Origin of the sequence: Streptomyces sp. H39-S7, from assembly GCF_027158205.1 — a bacterium.
In the GTDB taxonomy this organism is placed as follows: domain Bacteria; phylum Actinomycetota; class Actinomycetes; order Streptomycetales; family Streptomycetaceae; genus Actinacidiphila.
In genome coordinates this window covers 1-26,775 of record NZ_JAPVLU010000079.1, presented here as the reverse complement: position 1 = coordinate 26,775, position 26,775 = coordinate 1, and the positions used below count along the sequence as shown (strand labels likewise).

Here is a 26,775-nt window from a genome sequence, read left to right as displayed (position 1 = left end):
GGTGGGCGCGCGGACGCCTCCGCCCCGCGGGGCCCGGCGCCCGGAAGGCACCCCCGCGCCGGAGGCGGCCTCTCGTTGACATGACCGCCAACAGAGTGATGGGCTCAGCGCTCATCACCGCGTGCCGCGAGGAGGATCCGTGCAATCCCTGCGCAGCAGATCAGCCGTGGCTTTCCTCGCCGCTGTCGTCGGCGGAGTCGGGGGCGTGCTGGGGAACGTGCCCACTGCCGGCGCCGAACCCGTGCCGCCGCAGCAACAGCAACAGGCTCAGAAACCTCAGACACCGCCCACCGTCTGGCCGCGCCCCCAGTCCCTCCGCACCACCGGCGGCGGAGCCGCCCGCGTGACCCCCGCCGTCACCCTCGTCGCCGCACCGGAAGCCGACCCGTACGCGCTCGGCGTCATCCGCGACGTCCTCCGCGCGGCGGGCGCCCGCACCATCCACGAGAGCACCAGCGACACCGGAGACACCACCGGCACCGGCCTGACCGTCTACGCCGACGGCCCCGCCGCCGAGGCGCAGCTGAGCCGGCTCAAGGCGCAGCCGCGGGCGGACCTGCCGGCCGGTGGCTACCGGCTCGCCGTCGACGGCGACACCGTCGCCCTCGCGGGCGTCGGCGACGACGGTCTGTTCCATGCCGCGCAGACCCTGCGCCGGCTGCTGGGCAGCCCGAACGGCACCGCGTTCACCGCGGCGGTGATCCGGGACTGGCCGACCGCCAAGGTCCGCGGTACCGCCGAGAGTTTCTACGGGGTCCCCTGGACCCAGGCCCAGCGCCTGTCGCAGCTGGACTTCATGGGCCGCACCAAGCAGAACCGGCTGCTGTACGCGCCGGGCGACGACCCGTACCGGCAGGCCGCCAAGTGGCGGGAGCCGTACCCGGCCGCGCAGCGGGCGGAGTTCCGGGCGCTCGCCGACCGGGCGGCCGCGAACCACGTGACGCTCGCCTGGGCCGTAGCCCCCGGCCAGGGATTCTGCTTCTCGTCGGCGGCCGACCTCACGGCGCTGACCCGCAAGGTCGACGCGATGTGGGCGCTGGGCTTCCGCGCGTTCCAGCTGCAGTTCCAGGACGTGAGCTACACGGAGTGGCACTGCGGCGCGGACGCGAAGGAGTTCGGCAGGGGCCCGGAGGCGGCAGCCCGCGCGCAGGCGCGGGTGACGAACGCGCTCGCCGACCACCTGGCCGGCCGTCCGGGCGCGAGCGCGGCCGAACTCTCCCTCATGCCCACCGAGTACTACCAGGACGGTCCCACCAAGTACCGCACCGCCCTGGCGACCGCGCTGCGTCCCGGCATCGCGGTGGCGTGGACCGGCGTCGGCGTGCTCCCCGAGCGGATCACCGGTGGCCAACTGGCCTCCACCGAGGCGGCGTTCAAGCACCCGCTCCTGACCGTGGACAACTACCCGGTCAACGACTACGCGCCCACCCGGCTCTTCCTCGGCCCGTACACCGGCCGGGAGCCGGCCGTGGCGAGCGCGTCGGCCGGGGTGGTCGCGGCGGCGATGCAGCAGCCGGCGGCGTCGCGGATCGCGCTGTTCACCGCGGCGGACTACGCGTGGAACGCGCGCGGGTACGACGCGCAGGCGTCCTGGCAGGCGGCGATGGACGATCTCGCCGGCCCGGACCAGGGGGCCCGCGAGGCGCTGCGCGCGCTCGCGGGCCATGACGCGTCGTCGGCGCTCGGCGGTACGGAGTCGGCGTATCTGCGGCCGCTGCTGACGGAGTTCTGGACGGCGTACGAGTCCGCGGACCGCAAGGGCCTGCCGGAAGCGGCCCGCCGGCTGCGGGCCGCGTTCACCACGATGCGGTGGGCGCCGGGCCGGCTCGCGGGACTCGCGGACGGCTCCCTCGGCGGCGAAGTGCGGCCGTGGCTGGACCGGTTGGCGCTGTACGGCACGGCGGGCGAGCGGGCCGTGGACATGCTGCTGGCGCAGGCCCGCGGCGACGGGGCGGCCGGCTGGCAGGGACGGCTGGCGGTGCAGCGGGCCCGCACGGGGCTCGGCGCGGGTACGGCGAAGGTGGGCGGCGGCGACGTCCTGGACGCGTTCCTGACGACGGCGACGACGACGGCGGACTCGTGGACGGGCGTGCACGCCGACCGGCGGAAGGCCACCGTCACGCAGGGTTCGGCGCGGGCCACCGATCCGTCCCTGATGATCGACGGCAAGGACGGCACGGCCTGGTCGAGCGACCTGCCGCCGCAGGAGGGCGACGCCTTCGGGGTGGACCTCGGCCTGGTCCGGCCGGTCGGCGAGGTGCGGATCGCGATGGGCAGCGCCGCCGATTCCGTGGACTATCTGCACGACGCGGTGCTGGAGTACTCGGCGGGCGACGACGCCGGCTGGCAGTCGGCCGGCACCTTCCACGACCGGCGGACGGTGGCGGTGCGGCTCCCGGCGGGCGCCCGCGCGCGCTTCGTCCGCCTGCGGGCCACGGGCGCGCAGCCCAGCTCGGTCGCGGTGCGGGCCTTCGACGTACCGGTGGACGGAACGGCGGCGCAGGTGGCCGGCGGCGACCCGGCCGCCCGTGCCGTGACGGACCACGACGTGACGACCTCGTACCAGCCGGGCGGGCCGGACGGGCCGCTGACCGTCGAGTTCGGCGCCGCCCGCCCGCTGGAAGCGGTGACCGTGCTGACGGAGCCGGGCGGCACGGCCCCGGCGACCGGCGCCCCGGCCGCCGTGGAGGTACGGGTCCCCGGCAAGGGCTGGCAGCGCGTGGGCGCCCTCGCGGACGGGTGGACGGAACTGCCGGCCCACGGGGTGACGGCCGACGCCATACGTCTCACCCCGACCGGTCCCGGATCCGGGACCGCCGCCGTCCACGAGATCGTGCCGTGGTTCACCGAGCCGCCCCGGATCACGCTCGACAGCGCCGAGGCCGACGCGGAGATCGGCGGCGGCCCGGTCACCGTCCGGGCGGAGCTGCGTTCAGGACGGCCGCAGGACGCGCGCGGCACGCTGGAGGCGGCGGTGCCGAAGGGCGGCGTCCGAGCCGAGGCGCCCGGTACCGTCGTGGTGCGGCGCGGCGCGGCCCCGGTCGTGCCGGTGCGCGTGTCGGTGCCGGCCGGCTCCGCGCCGGGCGCGTACTCCATCCCGGTGCGTTTCACGGTGGCCGGCTGTTCGGCCGAACAGTGGATCACCGTACGGGCCCGGCCGCGGACCGGCGGCCCGGATCTGGTCAGGGGCGCGCGGGCGACGTCCTCCGGCGACGAGACCCCGGACTTCCCGGCCTCGGCGATCGCGGACGGCGATCCGGGGACGCGCTGGTCGTCGCCGGTGGAGGACGACGCCTGGGTGCAGGTGGAGCTGACGGCGCCGGCCCGGGTCGGCCGCGTGGTGCTGCACTGGCAGGACGCGTACGCCGCCCGCTACGAGGTGCAGACGTCGGCCGACGGGGTGACGTGGCACACCGCGGCGACCGTGCGCGACGGCAAGGGCGGCACCGAGTCGGTCCGTCTGGACGACGCGGCCGCCCCTTGGGCGGGCGCCCGGTTCCTGCGGATCCACGGTGTGCAGCGCGCGACGAAGTACAGCTACAGCCTGTTCGGGGTGGAGGCGTACGCGGTCCTGCCGTGACGCGAGGACACACAGCGCGGCGCAGCGAGGTGCCGGCCGGGCCCCGGCCCGGCCGGCACCGACAACCACACCCGTACCGCCTCCGCAGACACGAAAGCCCGGATGTCAGGCAGAAATGCCGTCGATCCGGGCCAGTGCGTCGTCCGCGCCGAATGGTTGCAGGTACGGCAGCCAGCGCGGGTCTCTGTGTCCTGTCCCGATGATCCGCCAGGCCAGGCCCGCCGGTGGAGCGGGCGTATGGCGCAGCCGCCACCCCAGCTCCGCGACATGGCGGTCCGCTTTGACGTGGTTGCAGCGTCTGCACGCGGCGACGACGTTCTCCCAGGCGTGCTGACCGCCGCGGCTGCGCGGGATGACGTGGTCGACGCTGGTTGCGGCGGATCCGCAGTACGCGCACTTGCCGCCGTCGCGGGCGAACAGTGCCCTACGGGTCAGCGGGACGGTGCCTCGAAAGGGGACTCGCACGAATTTGGTGAGTTTGACGACACTGGGCGCCGGAAGAGCGCAGGACTCGCTGTGCAGATAGGCGCCGGTTTCCTCGAGGCACACGGCCTTCTTGTTCAGCACGAGGACAAGCGCACGGCGGAGCGGTACGACGCCGAGCGGCTCGTACGACGCGTTGAGGACCAGGACATGCGGCACGGATGCCTCCTTATACGCCGGCGGCGCGTGGCTCGCGCCGGGACGATCTGCCCTCAGTCTCTCCGGAAGCCGGGTGGCGGCGCCACCATGACCAGGTAACGGACTCAGGGTGTTTTCGACCACACTCCTTTACTTCCCCACCTTTCGGGCTGTTGGCCCTCGAACAGCGCAACGAGGCATATCCCTTAGCCCGTTAGTGTGGAGGGTCTGTCCCACAACGGAGGTTTTCCACCGTGCCCACCCCCGCACCGTCCCCGAGCGCTCCCGCGACCAGCTTCGACGACGCCCAGAAATCCGCGACCGAGGCCGCGGGCTGGGTGGAGGCCAACTGGGCGGACTGGCTCGGCGCGGGCCTGAGAATTCTGCTGATCATCACCATCGCGCTGGTGCTGCGCGCCCTGGTCCGGCGGACGATCAGCAAGCTGATCGACCGGATGAACCGGGGCGTGGAGGTCGCGCAGGGCACCACCCTGGGCGGGCTGCTGGTCGTCAACGCGGAGCGGCGCAAGCAGCGCAGCGAGGCGATCGGGTCCGTGCTGCGCAGCATCGCCTCGTTCACGATCCTGGGCACCGCGGCGCTGACCGTGCTGTCGGTGCTGCAGATCAACCTGGCGCCGCTGCTGGCGAGCGCCGGGGTCGCGGGTGTCGCGATCGGTTTCGGCGCCCGGAACCTGGTGACGGACTTCCTGTCCGGGGTCTTCATGATCCTGGAGGACCAGTACGGCGTGGGTGACGTCATCGACGCGGGCGTGGCCAGCGGCACGGTGATCGAGGTCGGGCTGCGGGTGACGAAGCTGCGCGGCGACAACGGTGAGATCTGGTACGTCCGCAACGGTGAGGTCAAGCGGATCGGCAACCTGAGCCAGGGCTGGGCGACGGCCGTGGTGGACGTGCAGGTCGGTTACGCGCAGGATCTGGACCGGGCGCGCGCGGTGATCGAGGCCGCCGCCGAGGACATGGCGAAGACCTCCCCGTGGGACGAGGCGCTGTGGGAGCCGGTGCAGGTGCTGGGCCTGGAGTCGGTGACCGCGGACTCGGTGGTGATCCAGGCGCAGGCCAAGACGATGCCGGGCAAGGCCGCGGCGGTCGCGCGGGAGCTGCGCTGGCGGATCAAGCGGGCCTTCGACGAGGCGGGCATCATGATCGTCGGTGGCACGCCGACCGCGGCCGTGGACGACTCGGGTGTGCCCCCCGATCCGATGGTGGCGGTGGCGGCTCCCTCGGCGCTCGCCAACCCGGATTCACCGCAGGCGCTGGCGACCCGTCCGGTGCCTCCGCAGGGCGCCGACGCCGCCAAGTAGCCAGGTCTCCCTTGGGTGTCGGCCCTGGGCGGTCTTGACAGATACGGCCTCCGGCCCCTGGCGCAGTGCGCCGGGGGCCGCTTTCATGGAGGTAACGCTTTGGCCGACCTGTGCGTGGACCCCCTTGACGCTCCGCCGACAGCGGGCCTACCTTTCGTTTCACCAATAGGAAAGTTTCCTAACAGTGAACTGAGGGAGGATGGCGCGCATGGCTGGCACTCCTGGAACCCCGCGCGTACTGCGCGCCATGAACGACCGCGCGGCGCTCGACCTCCTTCTGGAGCACGGGCCGCTGTCCCGCACCCGGATCGGCAAGCTCACCGGCCTCTCCAAGCCCACCGCGTCCCAGCTCCTGGCCCGGCTCGAAGCGGCCGGACTGGTACTGGCCACCGGCACCACGGCCGGCCGCCCCGGACCCAACGCCCAGCTGTACTCGGTGAACCCGGCCGCGGCGTACGTCGCCGGGCTGGACGTGACGCCGATACGGATCAGGGCCGCCGTCGCGGACATCACCGGCCGCACCGTCGGCGAGTTCGAACTGCCGACCCCCGGGCGCCGGGCGCAGGGCACCGTCGAGCAGGTCGTCCAGGCGGTGGACGAGGCCGCCAAGGCCGCCGGGCTCAACCGCTCCGACCTGCACCGCGTCGTGATCGGCACCCCCGGCGCCTTCGACCCGAGCACCGGCCGGCTGCGCTACGCCAGCCACCTCCCGGGCTGGCACTCCACCACCGTGCTCGACGAACTGGCCGCCGCCCTCGCCGTACCGCTGGAGTACGACAACGACGTGAACCTCGCCGCCGTGGCCGAGCAGCGCGTCGGCGCCGCCCGGGACCACGAGGACTTCGTCCTGCTGTGGAACGAGGAGGGCATCGGCGCCGCCATCGTCATCGGCGGCCGGCTGCACCGCGGCTGGACCGGCGGCGCCGGCGAGGTCGGCTTCCTGCCGGTGCCGGGCACGCCCCTGGTCCGGCACGTGGCCAAGGCCAACAACGGCGGATTCCAGGAACTGGCCGGCTGCAACGCGGTGCTGCGCGTCGCCCGGGAGCTCGGCCTCACGATTCCCGGCGGCGGCCCCCTCCAGGACCAGGCCGCCACCGTGCTCGCCGCAGCCGCCCACACCGCGGAGACGGCGGAACGCGACGGCACCCCGGACGCCGAGGCGCACGCCGATCCGAACGCCGGGGCGCACGCCGAACTGCTGGCGCGGATCGCCACCGGCCTCGCCATCGGCCTCGCCTCGATGGTCGCCGTCCTCGACCCCGAACTCATCGTCCTCACCGGCAGCGTGATCGTCGCCGGCGGGGAGCCGCTCCGCGCCCTCATCCAGGCCGAACTGGCCGAACTCGCCGTGCCCAGGCCCCGCTTGGTGATCGGCGCGGTGCAGGAACACGCCGTCCTGTGCGGGGCGCTGCAGAGCGCCCTCGCCACCACACGCGACGAGGTGTTCGACACCTCGCGCTGACCCCCGCTCCCCCGCCGACCCCACACGACGCACCACACACCCGAGCGTCACCCCGTTCCGGACCGGCCCCGACGGCCGGCCCGTTGGATCCGCACACCCTTCTCCCGCCTCACACCACCCCCTCTCATCCCCCGGAGGAAGCGCAGTGTCCCGTACCAAGAAGGTGGCCGCCGCCGTCGCGGCCACGGCCCGATAACCCTGTTCGCGAGCGCCTGTACCAGCCCGAGCACCACGCAGGCGAACGATGACGCCACCAAGGACGTCACCATCACCTTCTGGCACGGGTGGACCGCTCCCAACGAGCTCAAGGCGATCAACGACAACGTCGCCCGCTTCGAGAAGGCGCACCCGAACATCCACGTCAAGGTGCAGGCCAACATCACCGACGACAAGATCAACCAGGCAGTGCGGGCCGGCGGCGCCACCGCCCCCGACGTCGTGTCGTCCTTCACCACCGACAACGTCGGCAAGTTCTGCTCCTCGGGCGCGTTCGCCGACCTGGCACCGTTCCTGAAGAAGGACAACATCGACCCGGCGAAGGTCTTCCCCAAGCCGATGCTCGAGTACACCCAGTTCCAGGGCAAGCGCTGCACCCTGCCGCTGCTCGGCGACGTCTACGGCCTCTACTACAACCAGAAGGCCTTCAAGGACGCCGGCATCGCCGGCCCGCCGAAGACCATGTCGGAGTTCAAGGCCGACGCGATCAAGCTGACGAAGTCCAACGGCGCCTCGTACTCCCAGCTGGGCTTCATGCCCAACTACCACGGCTACGAGTCCACCCCCGGCCACTTCGCCGCCCAGTGGGGCGCCAAGTACTTCGACGCCAGTGGCAAGGCCCAGCTCGCCAAGGACAAGGGCTTCGCGGAGATGCTCACCTGGCAGCGGGACATGGTGACGTCCCTCGGCGGCTTCGACAAGCTGGAGAAGTACCGCAACACCTTCGGTGACGAGTTCGGCGCCAAGAACCCGCTGCACACCGGCCAGGTCGCGATGGGCATCGACGGCGAGTGGCGGCTGGGCATGGCCAAGGAAGCCAACGCGACCGCCGACCTCGCCGTGGCGCCGTTCCCGGTCCCGGACGACCAGGCCGACACCTACGGCCGCGGCTACCTCTCCGGCACCATCGTCGGCGTCGCCAACACCAGCTCGAAGAAGAACGCCTCGTGGGAGCTGGTCAAGTTCATGACCACCGACACCCAGGCCGTCGTGTCGTTCGCCAACGCCATCCACAACGTGCCGTCGACGTTCGAGGCGCAGAAGTCCCCCGAGCTGACCGGTGTCCCGAAGGTCTTCCTCGACATCGCCCAGAACCAGTACAGCAACACCACCCCGGCCAGCATCAACGGCGGCGCCTACCAGGTGACGCTGCAGGACTTCGGATACGCCTTCGAGTCCGGCAAGAAGACGGATGTCCAGGCCGGTCTGCAGGGTGTCGACGCTCAGGTCGACAAGGACATCGCGCAGGCCAAGTGATGACTACCATCCATCCCCTGCTCAAGGCGAAGCGCAGGAAATCCGCCCTCCGCACCCTCGGCTTCGTCTCGCCGTGGCTGATCGGCTTCACGGTCTTCTTCGTCTACCCGCTGCTGTCGACCGTCTACTTCTCCTTCATGCAGTACGACGGGTTCAACCCCCCGACGTTCGCGGGATTCAAGAACTGGTCGTACGTCTTCAACGACTACCCCCTGTTCTGGCCGTCGCTGCGGAACACCCTGTGGCTGGTCGTCGTCATGGTGACGCTGCGGGTGGTCTTCGGACTCGGCATCGGTCTGCTGATCACCAAGATCAAGACCGGCGCGGGCTTCTTCCGTACGGCGTTCTACCTGCCGTACCTGGCCCCGCCGGTCGCCGCCACCATGGCGTTCGTCTTCCTGCTCAACCCGGGCACCGGACCGGTCAACCACATCCTGGACTCGGTGGGCATCCCGACGCCGGGCTGGTTCACCGATCCGGCGTGGTCCAAGCCGGCGCTGACCATCCTGGCCGTGTGGGGCATCGGTGACCTCATGGTCATCTTCATGGCCGCGCTGCTGGACGTACCGAAGGACCAGTACGAGGCGGCCGAGCTGGACGGCGCGGGCGCGTGGGCGCGGTTCCGCTTCGTCACGTTGCCCAACATCTCGCCGATCATCATGTTCGCGGTGGTCACCGGCGTCATCCAGACCATGCAGTACTACACACAGCCACTGGTCGCGGGGAAGATCGCGTCCGGCATCATCGGCAACTCGGGCCAGCAGCTCGAGCCCGGTTACCCGGACAAGTCGACCCTGACCCTGCCCCAGCTCGTCTACAACCTGGGCTTCCAGCGCTTCGACTACGGCGCCGCCTGCGTGATCGCGCTGGTGCTCTTCGTCCTGGCGATGGCGTTCACGGCGCTGCTCATGCGACGCCGCAACGGCTTCCTGTCGGCGGAGGACTGATGACCATGACCCACGCAACTCTCGCCCCGCCCGCCCAGGCGCCGGCCCCGCACCCCTCGGCGGCGGGCGCCAGGCGGACCGCGAAGCGCAAGGACGCGCTGCACTGGATCGCGGTGCACTCGCTCGGCCTCGCCGCCGCGCTCTTCTTCGTCCTGCCGTTCGTCTTCGTCTTCCTGACGGCCGTGATGAGCGACAACCAGGCGCTCAGCCGCGACCTGTGGCCGCACGACTGGCAGTGGAGCAACTTCCGGCAGGTCTGGGACACCCCGGGCTTCCTGACCTGGTGGCGCAACACCCTGGTGTACGCGGTCTCCGGCACGGTGCTGACCGTCGTCTCCAGCCTGCCCGTCGCCTACGCGCTCGCGAAGTTCCGCTTCCGCGGCCGCAACCTGATGATGGTGCTGGTCATCTCGACGATGATGCTGCCGCCGCAGGTCATCATCATCCCGATGTACCTCTTCTGGACCCGGCAGCTGGGCATGGACGGGACCCTGTACCCGCTCATCATCCCGATGGCGTTCGGTGACGCGTTCACCATCTTCCTGCTGCGCCAGTTCCTGCTGACGATCCCGAAGGAGTACACGGAGGCCGCCAAGGTCGACGGCTGCGGCGAGCTGCGCACGCTCCTCACGGTGATCGTGCCGATGATCAAGCCGGCCATCGCCGCCGTGGCCCTGTTCCAGTTCTTCTACTGCTGGAACGACTACTTCGGCCCGCAGATCTACGCCAGCTCCAACTCGGCCGCCTGGACCCTCAGCTACGGCCTGGAATCGTTCAAGGGCGCCCACCACACCAACTGGAATCTCACGATGGCAGCCACCGTTCTGGTGATGGCGCCCGTGATCGTGGTCTTCTTCTTCGCCCAAAAGGCCTTCATCGAAGGCGTAACCCTGACTGGAGTCAAGGGATGAAACTGGCAGTTGTCGGCGGTGGGTCGACCTACACCCCCGAACTCATCGACGGGTTCGCGCGGTTGCGCGACACGCTGCCGATCGAGGAGCTGGTGCTGGTCGATCCGGCCGCCGAGCGCCTCGAACTCGTCGGCGGGCTCGCCCGGCGGATCTTCGCCAAGCAGGGACATCCCGGAAAGATCACCACCACCGCGAACCTGGAGGCCGGCGTCGCCGGCGCCGACGCGGTACTGCTCCAGCTGCGCATCGGCGGACAGGCCGCGCGCAACCAGGACGAGACCTGGCCGCTGGAGTGCGGCTGCGTCGGCCAGGAGACCACCGGGGCCGGCGGCCTCGCCAAGGCGCTGCGCACCGTCCCGGTGGTGCTGGACATCGCCGAGCGGGTGCGCAGGGCGGCGCCCGACGCGTGGATCATCGACTTCACCAACCCCGTCGGCATCGTGACCCGCGCCCTGCTGCAGGCCGGCCACAAGGCCGTCGGCCTGTGCAACGTGGCGATCGGCTTCCAGCGGAAGTTCGCCGCGTTCCTGGACGTGGCTCCCGACCAGGTCCACCTGGACCACGTCGGCCTCAACCACCTCACCTGGGAGCGCGGGGTGCGCCTCGGCGGGCCCGGCGGCGAGAACCTGCTGCCCAAGCTCCTCGCGGAGCACGGCGACGCCATCGCCGCGGACCTCCGCCTGCCGCGGGTGATCCTGGACCGGCTCGGTGTCGTCCCCTCGTACTACCTGAGGTACTTCTACGCGCACGACGAGGTCGTCCGCGAGCTGGGCACCAAGCCGTCGCGGGCCGCCGAGGTCGCCGAGATGGAGAAGCAGCTGCTGGCGATGTACGGCGACCCGGCGCTGGACGAGAAGCCCGAGCTGCTCTCGAAGCGCGGCGGCGCCTTCTACTCCGAGGCGGCGGTGGCCCTGGCCTCCTCCCTGCTGCGGAACACCGGCGACATCCAGGTCGTCAACACGTACAACAACGGGACCCTGCCGTTCCTCCCGGACGACGCGGTGATCGAGGTCCCGGCGACGGTGGACGGCAAGGGCACCACGCCGCTGCCCGTCGCCCCGCTGGAGCCGCTGTACGCGGGTCTGATCGCCAACGTCACCGCCTACGAGGACCTGGCCCTGGAGGCGGCGATCCACGGCGGCCGGGACCGGGTGTTCAAGGCACTGCTGTCGCACCCGCTCATCGGCCAGTACGAGTACGCCGAAGCGCTCACCGACAGTCTCATCGCGCACAACCGGGAGCACCTGGCGTGGGCCTGAACGAACCGCTCGTGCCGGGTGGCGTCCTCGCCATCGACGCGGGCAACAGCAAGACCGACGTGGCGATCGTGGCCGCCGACGGGACGGTGCTCGGCACCGCCCGCGGCGGCGGCTTCCAGCCGCCTGTCGTCGGTATCGACGCGGCGGTCTCGGCGCTGGCGGCGATCGTCGCCGCCGCCGCGGCCGCCGCCGGCCTGGACTTCGGCGATCGGCCGCTGACCGAGCACACCTCGGCCTGCCTGGCCAACGCCGACCTGCCGGTGGAGGAGCAGCAACTGGAACTGGCCGTGCACGCCCGGGGCTGGAGCCTGAGCACCCGGGTCGCCAACGACACGTTCGCGATCCTGCGCGCGGGCGTCGACGAGCCGCGGGGCGTCGCCGTGGTGTGCGGCGCGGGCATCAACTGCGTCGGGATGCTGCCGGACGGCAGGACCGCCCGGTTCCCGGCGATCGGCAAGATATCCGGTGACTGGGGAGGGGGATCGGGTCTGGCGGAGGAGGCCCTGTTCCACGCCGCCCGGGCCGAGGACGGCCGGGGCGGTCCCACCGAACTGGCCGCCGCGCTGCCCGCGCACTTCGGCCTCACGTCGATGTACGCGCTGATCGAGGCGCTGCACCTGGAGCACATACCGCCGTCGCGCAAGTACGAGCTGACGCCGGTGCTGTTCCGTACCGCGGACGCGGGCGATCCGGTGGCCCGGGAGATCGTGAGCCGGCAGGCCGACGAGATCGTCGCCCTGGCGGCCGTGGCCCTGGCGCGGCTCGGACTGCTGGACGAGGAGGTCGACGTGGTGCTCGGCGGTGGTGTCATGGCCGCCGGGAACCCGACCCTGATGGCCGCCATCGCGGACCGCCTCGCGGCCCGCGCGCCGAAGGCCGTGACGCGGGTGGTGAGCGCGGCCCCGGTGCTGGGCGCGGCGCTCCTCGGCCTGGACCACGTCGGCGCGGAGTTCGACGTGCACACCAGGCTGCGCGCGCACTACGCGTAGCAGCGTCACCGCACGCCGGACGGGCCCGTTCCACGGGCCCGTCCGGCTTTTGGCGGGCGCCCCCGGAACCGAACAGGGATCCCGGGCGTGATGGGATACGGGTGAAGTTCGTACGGCAGGGCCGCATAGCGGGCAGTTCGCGCAAGATCCACGCAATCCCTAGGTGGATGACACCGCCTACAGCCATACTGCTGGCGATGAGCTCGGCTGCCGTGCGCAGGGGAGTTGTTCCGGGGGAGGACCAGTGACACATACGCCGACGGGGAGCGGGAACCCGGCCGCGCAGGGCTACGGTGCCCCGCCCGCGCCGCGTGTTCCCGAGCCGCCCGTGAGGCCGCCAGCCGTGCCGCCTCCCCCGCCGCCGCGGCGGCGGGCGTGGAGCGAGGGCTCGGACCGGCTGCGCGCGGCCGCGACCACCGAGCCGGGCCGGCTGCGGATCATCGGCGCGGTGCTGGCCGTGCTGGTGGTGGCTTTCGGCGCGGTGACGGCGTGGCAGATCACCGACCGCGCGTCGGCGGCGAGCGACGTCGTCAACCACAGCGCCCCGCTGAGCGCCAAGGCCGCGGAGATCTACCGGTCGTTGGCGGACGCGGACACCACCGCCTCCGGCGGTTTCCTCATCGGCGGTCAGCAGCCGAAGTCCGTCACGGACCGGTACGACGCGGATCTGCGGACGGCGTCGAAGCTGATCGCGGAAGCGGCGGGCAACGCCCAGGGGTCCGCGAAGACCCTGGAGCAGATCTCGCTGCTCAACCAGCAGCTCAAGGGGTACACGGAGGAAGTGGCGCGGGCCGGTGTCAACAACCGGCAGGGCTTCCCGGTGGGCGGCGCCCACCTGCGGTACGCCAACGAGCTGATGCGTCAGGACGGCGGCCTGCTGGACACCGCCGACAAGCTGTACAAGGCGGAGACGGCGCGCCTGGGTGAGGACTACGGCGCCGCGAAGGAACTGCCGTGGCCGGCCTGGGCGCTCGGTGTGGTGACCCTCGGCGCCCTGCTGTGGGCGCAGCGCCGCTCGTACCGCCGTACCAACCGGGTCTTCAACCAGGGAATGCTGGCGGCGAGCGCGGCCTCCGTGGTCGTTCTGCTGTGGGCGGTGGTGGGCCACACGGTCGCGGCCTCGCAGCTCGACGACTCGTACAACCACGGGGCGAAGTCCCTGCAGGTGCTCAACAGCGCCCGGATCGGCGTCCTGCAGGCGCGCGGCGACGAGAACCTGACGCTGGTGGCCCGTGGTTCTGGCGCGTCGTACGAGACCAATTTCCAGGGCGGCATGTCGACGCTGGCGGGCAAGGACCCCAAGGGTGTCGGCGGCGAGATGGCGCAGGCGCTGGCCCTCGCGGACGACGAGGCGGGCCGCGCCCCGGTCAATGACGCGATCAAGGGTGTGCAGGCCTGGCGGGGCCGGCACACCGCCGCTCGCGCCAGTGACAACGGCGGCAACTACGCGGACGCGGTCGCCCAGGTGATCGGCGGCAAGAACCAGCAGGGCGAGGTGGTCACCGCGACCACCGGCCAGTGCTTCGACGTGGTGGACGCCAGCCTGCGCAAGGCCGTCGACCATGAGCAGCAGGAATTCGTACAGGCCGCGAACGACGGCCGTGGGGCGCTGACCGGGCTTCCGGCGGGTGCCGCTCTGCTGGCCGTGCTGGCGGCGGTCGGCGCCGCGCTCGGCATCGGACGCCGGCTGTCGGAGTACCGGTGACCGGCCTGACCGGCCAGGCCGGTGGAGGGAAGCGGACCATGGGCGAGGACATGCCGCGGACGCGGCGGACGCGCCGCAGCTGGCGCGGGTGGGGCGGAGTGGCGGGGATGGCGGCGGCCTGCGCGCTGGTGGTCACCGCGGTGGCGGTCCCGCTGCGCGGTACCGGCACGGCGGACGACGGGCGGCCGGCGCTCCCCGAAGGCTTCCTGAGTGCCCAGTACGCCTCCACGGAGGACACCTGCGAGCATCCGGAGGCCAGTGGGCAGCGGCCGTCGACGGTGGACGGTGCCGCGGTCCGGCGGATCAAGGAGCACGGCAAGCTCGTCGTCGGGGTGGACCAGAACAGCTACCTGTGGGGCTTCCGTGATCCGGCCACCGGCCAGATCACCGGCTTCGACATCGACCTGGTGCGGGCCATAGCGAAGGACATCCTCGGGGACCCGGAGAAGGTCCAGTACCTGACGGTGCCGACGGATCAGCGCATCCCGATGATCAAGGCGGGGAAGGTGGACATGGTGGTGCGCACCATGACCATCAACTGCTCGCGGCTGAAGGACGTGGCGTTCTCCACCGCGTACTTCGAGGCGGGCCAGCAGCTCCTCGTCCCGTTGCAGGGCACCTCCGTCACCGGGTTCGACAACTCGTTGAACGGCCGGACGGTCTGCACCGCGAAGGGCTCCACGGGCGAGGCCAAGCTCAAGGAGGAGTCGCACGGCGCCAGGGTCGTCCTCGTGCCGAACCAGCTGGACTGCCTCGTGCGGCTGCAGTTGAACCTGGTGGACGCGGTGTTCACCGACAACGCGCTGGCGGCCGGGCAGGCTGCCCAGGACCCGTCGGTGCACCTCATCGGCCAGAAGGTCACCGCGGAGCCGTACGGGGTGGCGATGAACCTGGAGGACACCGATCTGGTGGCCCGCGTCAACAAGGTGCTGGAGGATTACCGCAGCGGCGGCGTCAACAGCCCGTGGATGCAGGCGTACCGTCACTGGCTGGCCGCCAAGCTGCCGGACGTGACGGGCCCGCCCGCGCCGCTCTACAGGAACTGAGCCACCGGGGCCGGCCCACGGGGGCCGGCTCAGCAGGACTGAGCTCCGCACACGACGTGCCGGTTACGGGAAAGAAGGTTCGATGGCGGAGGGGGCACCTCCCGGCCGGAGGTCGGGGGATGGACCATCCGGGCCGGTGATGGGCCGGGAGGAGGTCGACCGTGCCCTGGCACGGCTCGGCGCTGACCACGAGGCGATCGAGTCCTCACTGCTCGCGCTCCAGGACCACTCCGGCCGCCGGCTGCTCGAAGGTGCCGAGCTGACCGGCGTCACGAAGGAGCGCTGGGCGCGGACGGACTCGGCGATCACGCTGCTGTGGTCGCACTTCGAGGCGTACACCGCGGCCCTGAACACCGCGCGCGAGGTGCGCGGCCGCCGCCGCTGGCCCACCCAGACCGATCTCAACGCGCTCACCGAACTGCTGCGGGGCTCCGGTGTCTCGGTGTCCGGCGCGGCGGTCCCGGACGCCGCGCGCAGCCTGACCGGCCCGGCCGTGCTCACCGAGCGGTTCAGCCTGGAGCAGTTGCTGGACCGGATGAACGGCTGGTACGAGCAGGCCATGACGATGGTCGCCGCCGCCGACGCCGTCTGGTCCGCGCTGCCCGCCCGTATCGACCTGCTCGCCGCGGACGTGCAGCGGGTCCGCTCGCTGGCGCACTCGGTGGGGGTGCGCCCCGGCGCCCATCCTTCCGGGGACGAGCTGGAGCGGCTCATCGCGGACCTGGCGGAGCTGCGCGCGCAGGTGGTCTCCGACCCGCTGGCGTTCTGGCTGCCGGAGCCGAAGCCGGGACGGGCGGACACCGCCCGCTACGAGCAGGCCGGGCGCCGGCTGGAGGAGCTGCGCCGCGAGGTCGACGCCGTGCTGCACGTGCGCGACGACGCCGACCAGCGGCTGCTGCACCTGCGGGACGTGCTGTCCCGGGCGGACCGGACGCTCACCGAGGCGCGCAGCGCGCGCGTCGAGGTGCTGGCGAAGATCGCGGCGTCGGAGGTCCCGGCCGTCAGCGGTCCCTCGTCGGCGCTGCACGAGCGGCTCGCGGCGGCCGACGACTACCGCAGGACCGGCCAGTGGCACCGGTTGTCGCCGCTGCTGGACGGCCTGGAGCAGCACGCCGAGGAGGAGTTGCTGCGGGCCCGGGAGTCCCTGACGGCGGTGACGGCGCCGCTCGCGGTCCGCGCCGAGCTGCGCGGCCGGCTGGACGCCTACCGCGCGAAGGTGGCGCGCCACGGGATGGCGGAGGATCCGCTGCTGATCGAGCGGTACGACCAGGCCCGCCGCATGCTGTGGAGCGCGCCGTGCGATCTGCGGGCCGCGGAGTCGACGGTGCTGCGCTACCAGCAGGCGGTGGCCGAGACGCTGACTCCGCGGCCTTCGCAGCCTGCGGACAGGCGGGAGTACTGATGCGGGACCAGCGGGACCATCGGACGACGGAATCACCGAAGAGGGCTGGACGGCCGTCGGACGGCCGCACGAGTGAACGAGGGGGGACACCGTGAGCACATGCCAACGGCCCGGCTGCGGCGGGGCTCTGGAGGACATGGGTGGCGGCGAGCTGTACTGCGACACCTGCGGGCTGGCTCCCGTGGCCGTGGCGCCGGCGAGCGGCTCGGCGCGGTCGGCCGCCGGGGGCGGCGCCGACTCGGGACGCGGGTCGGCGCACTCGTCGCGTTCGTCGAAGTCCTCCTCGCGGTCATCGCGCCGCTCGGTGTCGGGCCGGCTGTCGCGCGCGCTGAGCGGTTCGACCACCGGCCGTTCGGTGTCGGTGCGCAGCTCGCGGAGCGCCGGCAGCGGTTCGACCCGCGGCAAGCTCGGCGCCGGGCTGGTCTCCGTGCCGCCCATTCCGCGCCCGGACCCGGCCGCGGCCGTCCTGGAGAACCCGCAGGTCCCCGAGCGCAAGCGGTACTGCAGCAAGGGCGACTGCGGGGCTCCGGTGGGGCGCAGCCGCGGTGACAAGCCCGGCCGCACGGAGGGTTTCTGCACCAAGTGCGGGCACCCGTACTCCTTCTCACCGAAGCTGCGGGCGGGCGACGTGGTGCGCGGGCAGTACGAGGTCGTGGGCTGCCTGGCGCACGGCGGGCTGGGCTGGATCTACCTGGCGGTGGACCGCGCGGTCTCCGACCGCTGGGTGGTGCTCAAGGGCCTGCTGGACACCGGGGACGAGGACGCGCTGGCCGCGGCCGTCTCCGAGCGGCGGTTCCTCGCCGAGATCGAGCACCCGAACATCGTCCGTATCTACAACTTCGTCGAGCACCTGGACCAGCGTTCGGGCACGCTCGACGGCTACATCGTGATGGCCTACGTCGGCGGCAAGTCGCTGAAGGAGATCGCCAACGACCGGCGCGGTCCCGACGGCAAGCGGGCGCCGCTGCCGGTGGCGACGGCCATCGCGTACGCCATCGAGGCGCTGGACGCGCTCGGCTACCTGCACAGCCGCAACCTGCTGTACTGCGACTTCAAGGTGGACAACGCCATCCAGCAGGAGGACCGCCTCGAACTGATCGACATGGGCGCGGTCCGCCGGATGGACGACAACGACAGCGCGATCTACGGAACGGTCGGCTACCAGGCCCCCGAGGTCGCCGAACTGGGCCCGTCCGTCGCCTCCGACCTGTACACCGTGGCGCGCACGCTGGCCGTGCTGACCTTCGACTTCCAGGGCTACACCAACGTCTTTGCCGACAGCCTGCCCGACCCCGACAACATCGACGTCTTCTCCCGCTACGAGTCCTTCTACCGGCTGCTGGTGCGCGCCACCGACCCGGACCCGGACAAGCGCTTCGCGTCCGCGGAGGAGATGTCGGACCAGCTGCTGGGCGTGCTGCGCGAGGTCGTCGCGCTCGAGACCGGCAAGCCGCGGCCCGCGCTGTCCACGCTGTTCGGCCCGGAGATCCGGGTGGTGGACACGGAGTTGGTGCATCCGCTGCCCGGCGACGCGTCCCGGCTCGGCGCCGACCGCCGCCGCAAGGCGGGTGCCGTCAACGGGGCGAACGGGACGCCGCCCGTGTTCATCCCGCCGCAGTCCGGCGTCCAGCAGGCCGGCGTCCAGCAGCCGGTCCTGGCGGGCGGACCGGGCGCGCCCGCGCTCTCCCCCGGCGCCCCCGTCCCGTACAGCGCGACCGTCGTCGGGGTACCTGTCACCCCGGCCGCCGGGCCCGGTGCGGCGGGGGTCTCCGGAGCCGGCTTCCCGTCGGTCGGCCGGCTGGACGCGCCCGCCGCCGTGCTGGCGCTGCCGGTGCCGCATGTGGACCCGTCCGACCCCAACGCCGGCTTCCTGGCGGGCCTGTCGTCGGCGGCGCCCACCGAACTGATCGCCGCACTGCACTCCTCGCCCGTCGAGTCGGTCGAGCGGCGGCTGCGCGATCTGCGGGCCCGGCTCGAACTGGGCGACGGCGCCGCCGCGCTGTCCGTCCTGCAGGGGCTGGCCGACGACGACCTGGAGGACTGGAGGGTCGTCTGGCACCGCGGCCTCACCGCCCTGAGCACCGGCGACCACGAGACGGCCGCGCTCTCCTTCGACGCGGTCTACGACGCATTCCCCGGCGAGTCCGCGCCCAAGCTCGCACTGGGCATCTGCGCCGAGGTGCTGGGCCAGCTGGACAACGCGACCGAGTACTACCGCCTGGTGTGGACCACCGACCACAGCTACGTCAGCGCCGCCTTCGGCCTCGCCCGGGTGCGGCTGGCGGCGGGCGACCGGCCCGGCGCCGTACAGGTCCTGGAATCGGTGCCCGAGGCGTCGATCCACTTCACGGCGGCGCGGGTCGCGGCGATCAAGGCCCGGCTGCGCGACCGGTCCCCGCACGAACCGCTGCTGGACGACCTGATGGCCGCCGGCCGGCAGGTCGAGCAGTTGCAGCAGCAGGGCCTCGACGCCGACCGGCGCGAGCAGTTGTCCACCGAGGTGCTCGGCAGCGCGCTCGACTGGGTGCTGGCGGGCGGGCAGGGCTCCCCCTCCGCCGTCGGCGCCCGTCCGGCGCTGCTGGGCAGCGCCTTGGACGAACGGGGACTGCGCTTCGGTCTGGAGCGCTCCTACCGGGTGTTGGCCCGGCTGGCCCAGAAAGACCGCACAAGGATCGAACTGGTGGAGCGGGCCAACCGTTTCCGCCCCCGGACGTGGGTGTAACCGAATGCCAGGACTGCCGGAGTCGGCCCAGTCAGCTCAGTCGATCAGCTGCCCCAGCTGCGCGGAACCGCTGGAGGAGGGCGACAAGTTCTGCGGCGTGTGCGGCACGGACGTGACCGTGCCGTTCCCCGCCGCGGGCGCCGGCCTGCCCGGAACCGGGCCTTCCGGCAACGGCTCCGCAGCGCCGGGGAACGGCGAGTACACCGATCCCTTCGCGCTCGCCCCGCCGCGGAGCCCCGCCGCCGTGCCCGCGCAGACCGCGCCGGGCCGCGCCGCGGCGGGCGAGGGCGCGCCGGCCGCGCCGCAGCCCGCGGCGGAGGTGACCGATCCCCGCGAGGAGTTGCTCGCGGGGCCGCCGCCGCAGGGGCGCACCTGTGTGGCGTGCGGGGTCGGCGGGGTCGACGCCGACGGGTACTGCGAACACTGCGGGCACGCGCAGCCGCGGCTGCGTGACCACCAGGAGCGCGAGCTCGAAGGCGTGGCCGCGGTCAGCGACCGCGGCCTGCGGCACCACCGCAACGAGGACGCGTTCGCGGTGGCGGCGACGTCGCTGCCGGACGGCACCCCGGCCATCATCGCCGTGGTGTGCGACGGCGTCTCGTCCGCGTACCGCCCGGACGACGCCTCGGCGGCGGCCGCCGCGGTGGGCAGCGAGAAGCTGCTGGACGCGCTGGAGCACGGCATCGCGCCCGAACAGGCCATGCACGAAGCCCTGCTGGCGGCGGCCCACGCGGTGGCGGTGCTGGCCGACGAGGACGACGGCCGGCAGGGCCCGCACCACAACGCCCCGGCCTGCACCTGCGTCAGCGCCGTGGCGGCCGGCCCGGTCTTCACCGTCGGCTGGATCGGCGACAGCCGCGCGTACTGGGTGCCCGACGACCGGAACACCCCGTCCGCCCGCCTCACCGAGGACGACTCCTGGGCGGCCCGGATGGTGTCCGCCGGGCTGATGTCGGAGGCCGAGGCGTACGCGGACGAACGCGCCCACGCGATCACCGGCTGGCTCGGCGCGGACGCGGTCGAAATCGACCCGCACACCGCTTCCTTCCAGCCGGAGGGAACGGGTGTAGTGGTCGTGTGCACCGACGGGCTGTGGAACTACGCCGAGTCCGCGGCCGAACTGGCCGCGGTGGTACCGGCCGACGCCCGCGCCCGGCCGCTGCACTGCGCGCAGACGCTGGGGGGGGTGGCACTCGACGGCGGGGGCCACGACAACGTAACAGTCGCCGTACTTCCGTTCCCGGCCACGGTGGGGCGGGCAGGATCCGAACCTGCGTAGAACCGGTCCCTCGTCGGGGGATGTCTTTGTGGACTGAGGAGCGCGAGGAGCTCAAACGATGGCCAATTTCTCCAAGTCGAACGTGCCGCAGTTTTCGGTCGACATCTATCAGAACGAGTACCTGCCCGAGGGCGGCCGCGAGGTCAACGCCATCGTCACGGTGACGTCGACCGGCGGCGGCACCTCCGGCGGTCACCCGCTGGCGGCTCCCGGCTACGGCGTCGACGGCGCCCCGGGCGGAGCAGTGGTGATCATGGTGGACTGCTCCGGTTCGATGGACTACCCGCCCACGAAGATGCGCAACGCCCGTGACGCGACCGCCGCCGCGATCGACACGATCCGCGACGGGGTGGCCTTCGCCGTGGTCGGCGGCACCCATCAGGCTCGCGAGGTCTACCCCGCCAACGGCGGTCTCGCGGTCGCGGGGGAGCAGACCCGCGGCCAGGCCAAGCAGGCGCTGCGCAAGCTCACCGCGGGCGGCGGCACCGCGATCGGCACCTGGCTGCGGCTCGCGGACCGGTTGCTGGCCACCGCCGACGTGCCGATCCGGCACGGCATCCTGCTGACCGACGGCCGCAACGAGCACGAGAAGCCGGAGGACCTGCGGGCCACCCTGGAGGCCTGCGCCGGGCGCTTCACGTGTGACGCGCGCGGGGTGGGGACGGACTGGGAGGTCAAGGAGCTGACGGGCATCGCCTCCGCGATGCTCGGCTCCGTCGACATCGTCGCCGATCCGGCCGGGCTGAAGGCCGACTTCCAGGCGATGATGGAGACCGCGATGGGCAAGGAGGTCGCGGACGTGGGGCTGCGGCTGTGGACCCCGCAGGGCTCCGAGATCAAGTTCGTGAAGCAGGTGGCGCCGACGGTCGAGGACCTGACGGCGCGCCGCACGGAGGCCGGCCCGCGGGCCGGCGACTACCCCACCGGCTCCTGGGGCGACGAGTCCCGCGACTACCACGTGTGCGTCCAGGTCCCGAACGCAGGTGTCGGCCAGGAGATGCTGGCCGCCCGTCTCTCGCTGGTCCTGCCGCAGCCGGACGGCACCTCCCAGGTCCTCTCGCAGGGGCTGGTGCGGGCGGTGTGGACGGACGACATGGCCGCCTCGACCCGCATCAACCCGCAGGTCGCGCACTACACCGGACAGGCCGAGCTGGCCTCCGTCATCCAAGAGGGCCTGGAAGCACGCAAGTCGGGGGACATCGACGGGGCGACCGCGAAACTGGGCCGCGCGGTGCAGCTCGCGAGCGCCTCGGGCAACGACGACACCGCGAAGCTGCTGGCCAAGGTGGTCGACGTGGTCGACGCGCCGAGCGGTACCGTACGGCTCAAGGCGAGGGTCGCGGACGCCGACGAGATGACCTTGGAGACGCGCTCGACGAAAACCGTCCGCGTCAAGAAGTAACCACGCTCGGAAGCAACCGCGCTCGCAGGCGGAGGGGGAGCCAGCCAGATGTCGACTTGTCCGAACGGTCACCAGTCGGGAACCGACGACTGGTGCGAGGTGTGCGGCCACCGCATGTCCGCACCCGCCGTGCCGTCCGCCTCCGTCGGCTCCGGGGCAGCCGCCCGCCCGGTGGCCTCCGGCTATGATCCGGACGCGACGGCGGCGGCGGAGCCGTGCCCGACCTGCGGCACCCCCAGGGAGGGGCTGGCGCTGTTCTGCGAGGAGTGCCGCTACAACTTCCAGACGCACACCGCCACCACCTTCGTCCCGCCGCCGTCCCCTCCCTCACCTGGGTTCCCGCCCTACCAGCGGTACGAGTCGCAGCGCTCGCGCCCGTCGCAGATGAACCGCCCGGCCGAGCCGCTGGCTCCCGAGGCGGTCATCCCGGGCGAGGGGGGCGACTCCGGCGACTTCCTGCTCACCCCGCCGAGCTCACCCTCCGCCCCGGCGTCGTCGTCCCGGACGTCCGGGGCCGCCGCGCCGGAGCCGGTCGCGGCCCCGGCAGCGCCCGAGGTGACGACCTGGATCGCCACCGTCGCCGCCGACCGCGACTACTTCACGGCGATGATGGCGCGCAGCGGCCCCGACGCCACCGGGCTGTACTTCCCGTCGTACTCCCCCGAGCTGCGGCTGCCGCTGGTCGGCAACCAGATCACCATCGGCCGCCGCCGGCACAGCACGGGCGAGGCTCCCGACATCGACCTGTCGCGCGCCCCCGAGGACCCGGGCGTCTCGCACAAGCACGCCGTTCTGGTGCAGCAGCCGGACGGCGGCTGGTCCGTCGTCGACCAGGACTCGACGAACGGCACCACGGTCAACGGCGCGGCGGACCCGATCCAGCCCTACCTCCCGGTACCGCTCAAGGACGGCGACCGCGTGCACGTGGGCGCCTGGACGACGATCACCGTCGCCCGCGGCTGACCGCCGATCCCGCCCCTCCGGCAGCTCAGGCGGGCGGGACGGCCCACGTGTGGGGCCCGTCCGGGTCGTCGAGCCAGGTCCACTGGCGGCCGTCCCGGACGGAGAGGCCGTAACGGTCGCGCGCCGGCCGGGACGTGCGCTGCCACAGCTCGTAAGCGCCCTCCGCGATCGCCCACAGGTCGCGGGGGCCGGCCGCCAGGACCGTGCCGTTCCGGTCGGCGCGGGCGCTGGAGCCGTCCGGCGCGGTGAGGGCGACGCCGCGGTCGCCGGAGTCCCAGCCGATCTCCAGCGGGCCCGCCTGGAGGGTCAGCAGGAAGCGGAAGAGACCGTCCTCCAGGATCCTCGGCGGCGTGCCGGACCTGCGGACCACCCCCGGGGCGCCTTCGGTGCCCTCCTCCGGCGGCCGGTGGGCGGCGGCCGTGCCGCGCAGCGGGACGAAGTAGGCCGCGGTGCGCAGGAAGCGGCCCTCCGCACGGTCGGGGCCGGTGACGGTCAGCAGGATCAGACCGCTCGCGAACGGTGCGAGGATCAGGCCGCCGGGGCGGCACTGGCGCAGCCAGCCGACCGGCACGGACGGCAGCTCGCAGGTCGCGACGATCCGGTCGTAGGGGGCCCGCCCCCGGTGGCCGAGGGCTCCGTCGCCGGTGACGACGGCCGGCGCGGCGCCCGCCGCCGCGAGGTGCGCGCGGGCCGCCTCGGTGATCACCGGGTCCAGGTCGACGGTGGTGACGGCGTCGTCGCCGAGGCGGTGGGCGAGCAGCGCCGCGTTGTAGCCGGTGCCGGCGCCGATCTCCAGCACCGTCAGCCCCTCGCTCACCCGCAGCGCCCCGGCCATCGAGGCCATCAGGGACGGCTGGCTGCTGGACGAGATCAGCCGCCCGTCCTGTACGCGCGTGACCAGCGGGACGTCCTCGTAGGCGCCCGTGAGCCAGCGGGCGCGCTCCTGCGGATCGGGGTCGTCGCCGGCCAGCCGCTCGTACCCGCCAGGCCGCGGGCTGAAGTACTCGGGGACGAACAGATGGCGCGGCACCCGCTCGAAGGCGGCCCGCCACGCGGGGTCGGGCAGCGCGCCCGCCGCGACGATCCGCCCCACCAGCAGCCGGCGCAGCGCGTCCGCCGCCTCGGCGTGGCGATCCTCCCGGTCCGCGTCCTCCATAGCTCCACTGTGCGACGGCCCGGCCGGATCCGCGACGCCCCGGGGTGCCCGCGGCAGCTGGGGCTGTCACGCATGGGCCCCAGGTCCTCCGCCGGGCCGTCTGAGACCATGGAGGAGTGCCGCACGCTTCCGGGGGCGACCCCGGGGCCAGTGCGCGGACCACGTCGACCGGCGCCGGGCCGGTGCGACATCTTGAGGTGGAGCTGAGTGAACGAGACCCCGCAGGACACGGCGCCGCAGCAGACGTTCTACGACGCCGTCGGCGGCGAGCAGACGTTCCGGCGTCTGGTGCACCGCTTCTACGAGGGTGTCGCGGGCGACCCCGAGCTGCGGGCGATGTACCCGGAGGAGGACCTCGGCCCGGCCGAGGAGCGGTTGACGCTCTTCCTCATGCAGTACTGGGGCGGCCCGCGCACGTACAGCGACGACCGCGGCCACCCGCGGCTGCGGATGCGGCACGCGCCCTTCCAGGTGGACCAGGCCGCGCACGACGCGTGGCTGCGCCACATGCGGGACGCGGTCGACGACCTGGCGCTCGCCCCTGACCACGAACGGCAGTTGTGGGACTACCTGGTCTACGCCGCCGCGTCGATGGTGAACACCGCGGGCTGAGCGGAACGCCGACACGCTCGGGCCTTGTTCGCTGACCGGACAACGAACATCGGACAACGGGTCACGATCGTATTGCGACAATTCTTTGCACTTCCTCACGCCCTGTCTGTTTGAGATCATCCGAACAGCGGGCGAACGGGGGGTCGGCGTGACGGGGTTTGTGTTTCTGCGTGTCCGTGCGCATCGATTGCTGCTGACCGCCGCCCTGCTCACCGTGGTCCTCACCACCAGCGTGCTGGCCACCCTCGCCGCGTTCACCAGTGCCATCGGCGATGCCGGTCTGCGCCGCACGCTGGAGCACCAGTCGGCCGCGCGGACCACCGTCGACGTCCAGCTGACCGTCACGGCCGACACCTGGCGGACCGCCGACACCGGGATCCGCAAGAACCTGGGAAGCGCGTACGACGGGCTGCCCGCCCAGGTGCGGTCCAGCACCCGGTCCGGTCCGTACGCGCTGCCGGCCACGCTGAGCGGCGGCGCGTCCGGCGCCCGGAAGGGCGCCGACCCGGACCTGACGCTGCTGGCCACGTTCGACCGGGCGCGCGTGACGCTCGTCCAGGGCGGCTGGCCGACCGCGGTCGACCGGAGCACCGGGATCGTGCCGGTGGCCGTCCCCGAACCCGTGGCGCGCTCCCTGGGCGTGCGGCCCGGCACCCTGCTCGACCTGAAAAGCCGGCTCGACGCCCCGCTGCTGCACATCCGGGTCACCGGCACCTACCGCCCGACCGACCGCACCGACCCGTACTGGCAGCTCGACCCGATGGGCGGCCACGGCATCAGGACCGTGTCCTTCACCACCTACGGGCCGCTGCTCGCCGACCCCAGTGTCTTCGCCTCCGGCCGCCTCGCGCCCGCCGAGATGTCCTGGCAGAGCACCGCCGACTTCCGGCACCTGGACGTGGCCGGGATCCCCGGGGTGCGGGACGACGTGCGGCAGAGCATCGAAGCCACCGCCAAGGACCCGGTGAACGCCGGCGTCCAGATCTCCTCCGAGCTGCCCGACCTGCTCACCGGAGTGCAGCGGACCCTGCTGGTGACCCGTTCCACCCTGCTGATCGGCGCCCTGCAACTGCTGATCCTGGCCGGCTTCGCCCTGCTGCTCGTCGCCCAGCTGCTCTCCGAGGAACGGGCCGGCGAGACCGCGCTGCTGCGGGCCCGCGGCGGCTCGCGCGGCCGGGTCGCCCGGCTGGCCGCCACGGAGTCCCTGCTGCTGGCCGTGCCCGCGGGACTGGCCGCGCCGCTGCTCGCCGGGCCGGTCATCCGGCTGCTGGCCGGGCAGGGCGCGCTGGCCAGGTCCGGTACCGACCTCGGCGGCGCGATCGGAGCCTCCGCCTGGTGGGTGGCCGCCGGAACCGCGCTGGCCTGCGCGTTCGCCGTCATCGTGCCCGCCCTGCGCAACGCGGGGAGCTATGTCGCGGAGCGCTCGGCCCGCGCCCGGCGCGGGGCGCTCCCCGCCGCCGTACAGGCCGGTGCCGACCTCGGACTGCTGCTGCTCGCCGGGATCGCCTACTGGCAGCTGTCGCGCCGCGCCAAGGACAGCGGGGTGCTGAGCTCCGACACCGGCGGCAGCCTCGGGGTGGACCCGGTCCTGGTCGCCGCACCCGCGCTGTGCCTGCTGGCCGGCACCGTCCTGATCCTGCGGCTGCTGCCGCTGGCCGCCCGGCTCGGCGAGCGCAGGGCGGCGCGGGGCAGCGGGCTGTCGCTCGCCCTCGCGGGCTGGCAGCTCTCCCGGCGGCCGCGGCGCGGCGCCGGCGCCGTGCTGCTGCTCGTACTGGCCGTCGCCATGGGGATGTTCGCGATCGGACAGGGTGCCAGCTGGGACCGGTCCCAGCGCGACCAGGCCGACTTCACGGTGGGCGCGGACCTGCGGGTGACCGGCTCCACCACCCCGCCGTTCGGCCAGGCGGGGGTGTACGAACACATC

The 26,775-nt window shown here is 72.7% G+C and carries 18 protein-coding genes and 1 pseudogene; 17 read left to right on the top strand and 2 right to left on the bottom strand.

Going from position 1 to position 26,775, the window contains the following annotated elements; all coding sequences use genetic code 11:
* Positions 1–139 precede the first annotated feature (139 nt).
* Positions 140–3,580 carry a beta-N-acetylglucosaminidase domain-containing protein gene (locus O3X23_RS40585; RefSeq protein ID WP_269279230.1) on the top strand — a complete coding sequence of 1,147 codons (3,441 nt, stop codon included), beginning with the start codon at positions 140–142 and terminating at the stop codon, positions 3,578–3,580.
* Positions 3,581–3,685: 105 nt separating this feature from the next.
* Here O3X23_RS40585 and O3X23_RS40580 read toward each other — a convergent pair whose 3' ends face one another.
* Complete coding sequence (locus O3X23_RS40580) at positions 3,686–4,222, bottom strand: HNH endonuclease (RefSeq protein WP_269279227.1); 537 nt, start codon at positions 4,220–4,222, stop codon at positions 3,686–3,688.
* 233 nt (positions 4,223–4,455) lie between these two features.
* Here O3X23_RS40580 and O3X23_RS40575 point away from each other — a divergent pair, with 233 nt between their 5' ends.
* The 14 genes and pseudogenes from O3X23_RS40575 to O3X23_RS40510 all read left to right on the top strand — a co-directional run bounded on the left by O3X23_RS40575 (position 4,456) and on the right by O3X23_RS40510 (position 23,083).
* Entirely contained in the window at positions 4,456–5,523 is a 1,068-nt protein-coding gene (locus O3X23_RS40575) for a mechanosensitive ion channel family protein (RefSeq protein ID WP_269279224.1), read from the top strand.
* A 208-nt stretch (positions 5,524–5,731) separates the two neighbouring features.
* Positions 5,732–6,985, top strand: a complete 1,254-nt coding sequence (locus O3X23_RS40570) for an ROK family transcriptional regulator (protein WP_269279221.1) — start codon at positions 5,732–5,734, stop codon at positions 6,983–6,985.
* A 145-nt stretch (positions 6,986–7,130) separates the two neighbouring features.
* Positions 7,131–8,458, top strand: a pseudogene (locus tag O3X23_RS40565) (extracellular solute-binding protein).
* The gene (locus tag O3X23_RS40560) at positions 8,458–9,405 is read left to right on the top strand and encodes a carbohydrate ABC transporter permease (protein ID WP_269279218.1); all 948 of its coding nucleotides are present in this window, start codon (positions 8,458–8,460) and stop codon (positions 9,403–9,405) included. The pseudogene O3X23_RS40565 and the gene O3X23_RS40560 overlap by 1 nt, the downstream one beginning before the upstream one ends.
* Entirely contained in the window at positions 9,405–10,316 is a 912-nt protein-coding gene (locus tag O3X23_RS40555; protein ID WP_443048129.1) for a carbohydrate ABC transporter permease, read from the top strand. Before O3X23_RS40560 ends, O3X23_RS40555 begins: the two co-directional genes overlap by 1 nt.
* Complete coding sequence (locus O3X23_RS40550; RefSeq protein ID WP_269279212.1) at positions 10,313–11,575, top strand: 6-phospho-beta-glucosidase; 1,263 nt, start codon at positions 10,313–10,315, stop codon at positions 11,573–11,575. Before O3X23_RS40555 ends, O3X23_RS40550 begins: the two co-directional genes overlap by 4 nt.
* On the top strand, positions 11,566–12,564 hold the full coding sequence (locus O3X23_RS40545; protein ID WP_269279209.1) for an N-acetylglucosamine kinase: 999 nt from the start codon (positions 11,566–11,568) through the stop codon (positions 12,562–12,564). The genes O3X23_RS40550 and O3X23_RS40545 overlap by 10 nt, the downstream gene beginning before the upstream one ends.
* 244 nt (positions 12,565–12,808) lie before the next feature.
* Positions 12,809–14,269, top strand: a complete 1,461-nt coding sequence (locus O3X23_RS40540; RefSeq protein ID WP_443048128.1) for a hypothetical protein — start codon at positions 12,809–12,811, stop codon at positions 14,267–14,269.
* Between the two features lie 50 nt (positions 14,270–14,319).
* Positions 14,320–15,315 carry a glutamate ABC transporter substrate-binding protein gene (locus O3X23_RS40535; protein ID WP_269279239.1) on the top strand — a complete coding sequence of 332 codons (996 nt, stop codon included), beginning with the start codon at positions 14,320–14,322 and terminating at the stop codon, positions 15,313–15,315.
* A gap of 139 nt (positions 15,316–15,454) precedes the next feature.
* Positions 15,455–16,717 (top strand): hypothetical protein, encoded by a 1,263-nt coding sequence (locus tag O3X23_RS40530; RefSeq protein WP_269279236.1) that lies wholly within the window; start codon positions 15,455–15,457, stop codon positions 16,715–16,717.
* 136 nt (positions 16,718–16,853) lie between these two features.
* Entirely contained in the window at positions 16,854–19,439 is a 2,586-nt protein-coding gene (locus O3X23_RS40525; RefSeq protein WP_269279233.1) for a serine/threonine-protein kinase, read from the top strand.
* Between the two features lie 13 nt (positions 19,440–19,452).
* Positions 19,453–20,718, top strand: coding sequence for a PP2C family serine/threonine-protein phosphatase (locus O3X23_RS40520; protein WP_443048131.1), 1,266 nt, complete (start codon positions 19,453–19,455; stop codon positions 20,716–20,718).
* 58 nt (positions 20,719–20,776) lie between these two features.
* Positions 20,777–22,120, top strand: coding sequence for a vWA domain-containing protein (locus O3X23_RS40515; protein WP_269279200.1), 1,344 nt, complete (start codon positions 20,777–20,779; stop codon positions 22,118–22,120).
* 114 nt (positions 22,121–22,234) lie between these two features.
* Entirely contained in the window at positions 22,235–23,083 is an 849-nt protein-coding gene (locus O3X23_RS40510) for an FHA domain-containing protein (RefSeq protein WP_443048127.1), read from the top strand.
* A 25-nt stretch (positions 23,084–23,108) separates the two neighbouring features.
* Here the strand turns inward: O3X23_RS40510 and O3X23_RS40505 are convergent, their stop codons facing one another.
* Positions 23,109–24,239 (bottom strand): methyltransferase domain-containing protein, encoded by a 1,131-nt coding sequence (locus O3X23_RS40505; protein ID WP_269279194.1) that lies wholly within the window; start codon positions 24,237–24,239, stop codon positions 23,109–23,111.
* Between the two features lie 207 nt (positions 24,240–24,446).
* Between O3X23_RS40505 and O3X23_RS40500 the strand changes: the two genes are divergently transcribed.
* Together O3X23_RS40500 and O3X23_RS40495 are read left to right on the top strand one after the other, a co-directional pair.
* Complete coding sequence (locus tag O3X23_RS40500; protein ID WP_269279191.1) at positions 24,447–24,851, top strand: globin; 405 nt, start codon at positions 24,447–24,449, stop codon at positions 24,849–24,851.
* Between the two features lie 148 nt (positions 24,852–24,999).
* A partial coding sequence (locus O3X23_RS40495) for an FtsX-like permease family protein (RefSeq protein WP_331284011.1) occupies positions 25,000–26,775 on the top strand: 1,776 nt, incomplete at its 3' end.

Excerpts from the sequence above, each read along its gene's own strand:
- O3X23_RS40570 (WP_269279221.1), top strand. The coding sequence starts at position 5,732 with ATGGCTGGCACTCCTGGAACCCCGCGCGTACTGCGCGCCATGAACGAC.
- O3X23_RS40560 (WP_269279218.1), top strand. The coding sequence starts at position 8,458 with ATGACTACCATCCATCCCCTGCTCAAGGCGAAGCGCAGGAAATCCGCC.
- O3X23_RS40555 (WP_443048129.1), top strand. The coding sequence starts at position 9,405 with ATGACCATGACCCACGCAACTCTCGCCCCGCCCGCCCAGGCGCCGGCC.
- O3X23_RS40550 (WP_269279212.1), top strand. The coding sequence starts at position 10,313 with ATGAAACTGGCAGTTGTCGGCGGTGGGTCGACCTACACCCCCGAACTC.
- O3X23_RS40535 (WP_269279239.1), top strand. The coding sequence starts at position 14,320 with ATGCCGCGGACGCGGCGGACGCGCCGCAGCTGGCGCGGGTGGGGCGGA.
- O3X23_RS40530 (WP_269279236.1), top strand. The coding sequence starts at position 15,455 with ATGGGCCGGGAGGAGGTCGACCGTGCCCTGGCACGGCTCGGCGCTGAC.
- O3X23_RS40525 (WP_269279233.1), top strand. The coding sequence starts at position 16,854 with ATGGGTGGCGGCGAGCTGTACTGCGACACCTGCGGGCTGGCTCCCGTG.
- O3X23_RS40515 (WP_269279200.1), top strand. The coding sequence starts at position 20,777 with ATGGCCAATTTCTCCAAGTCGAACGTGCCGCAGTTTTCGGTCGACATC.
- O3X23_RS40510 (WP_443048127.1), top strand. The coding sequence starts at position 22,235 with ATGTCCGCACCCGCCGTGCCGTCCGCCTCCGTCGGCTCCGGGGCAGCC.
- O3X23_RS40505 (WP_269279194.1), bottom strand. The coding sequence starts at position 24,239 with ATGGAGGACGCGGACCGGGAGGATCGCCACGCCGAGGCGGCGGACGCG.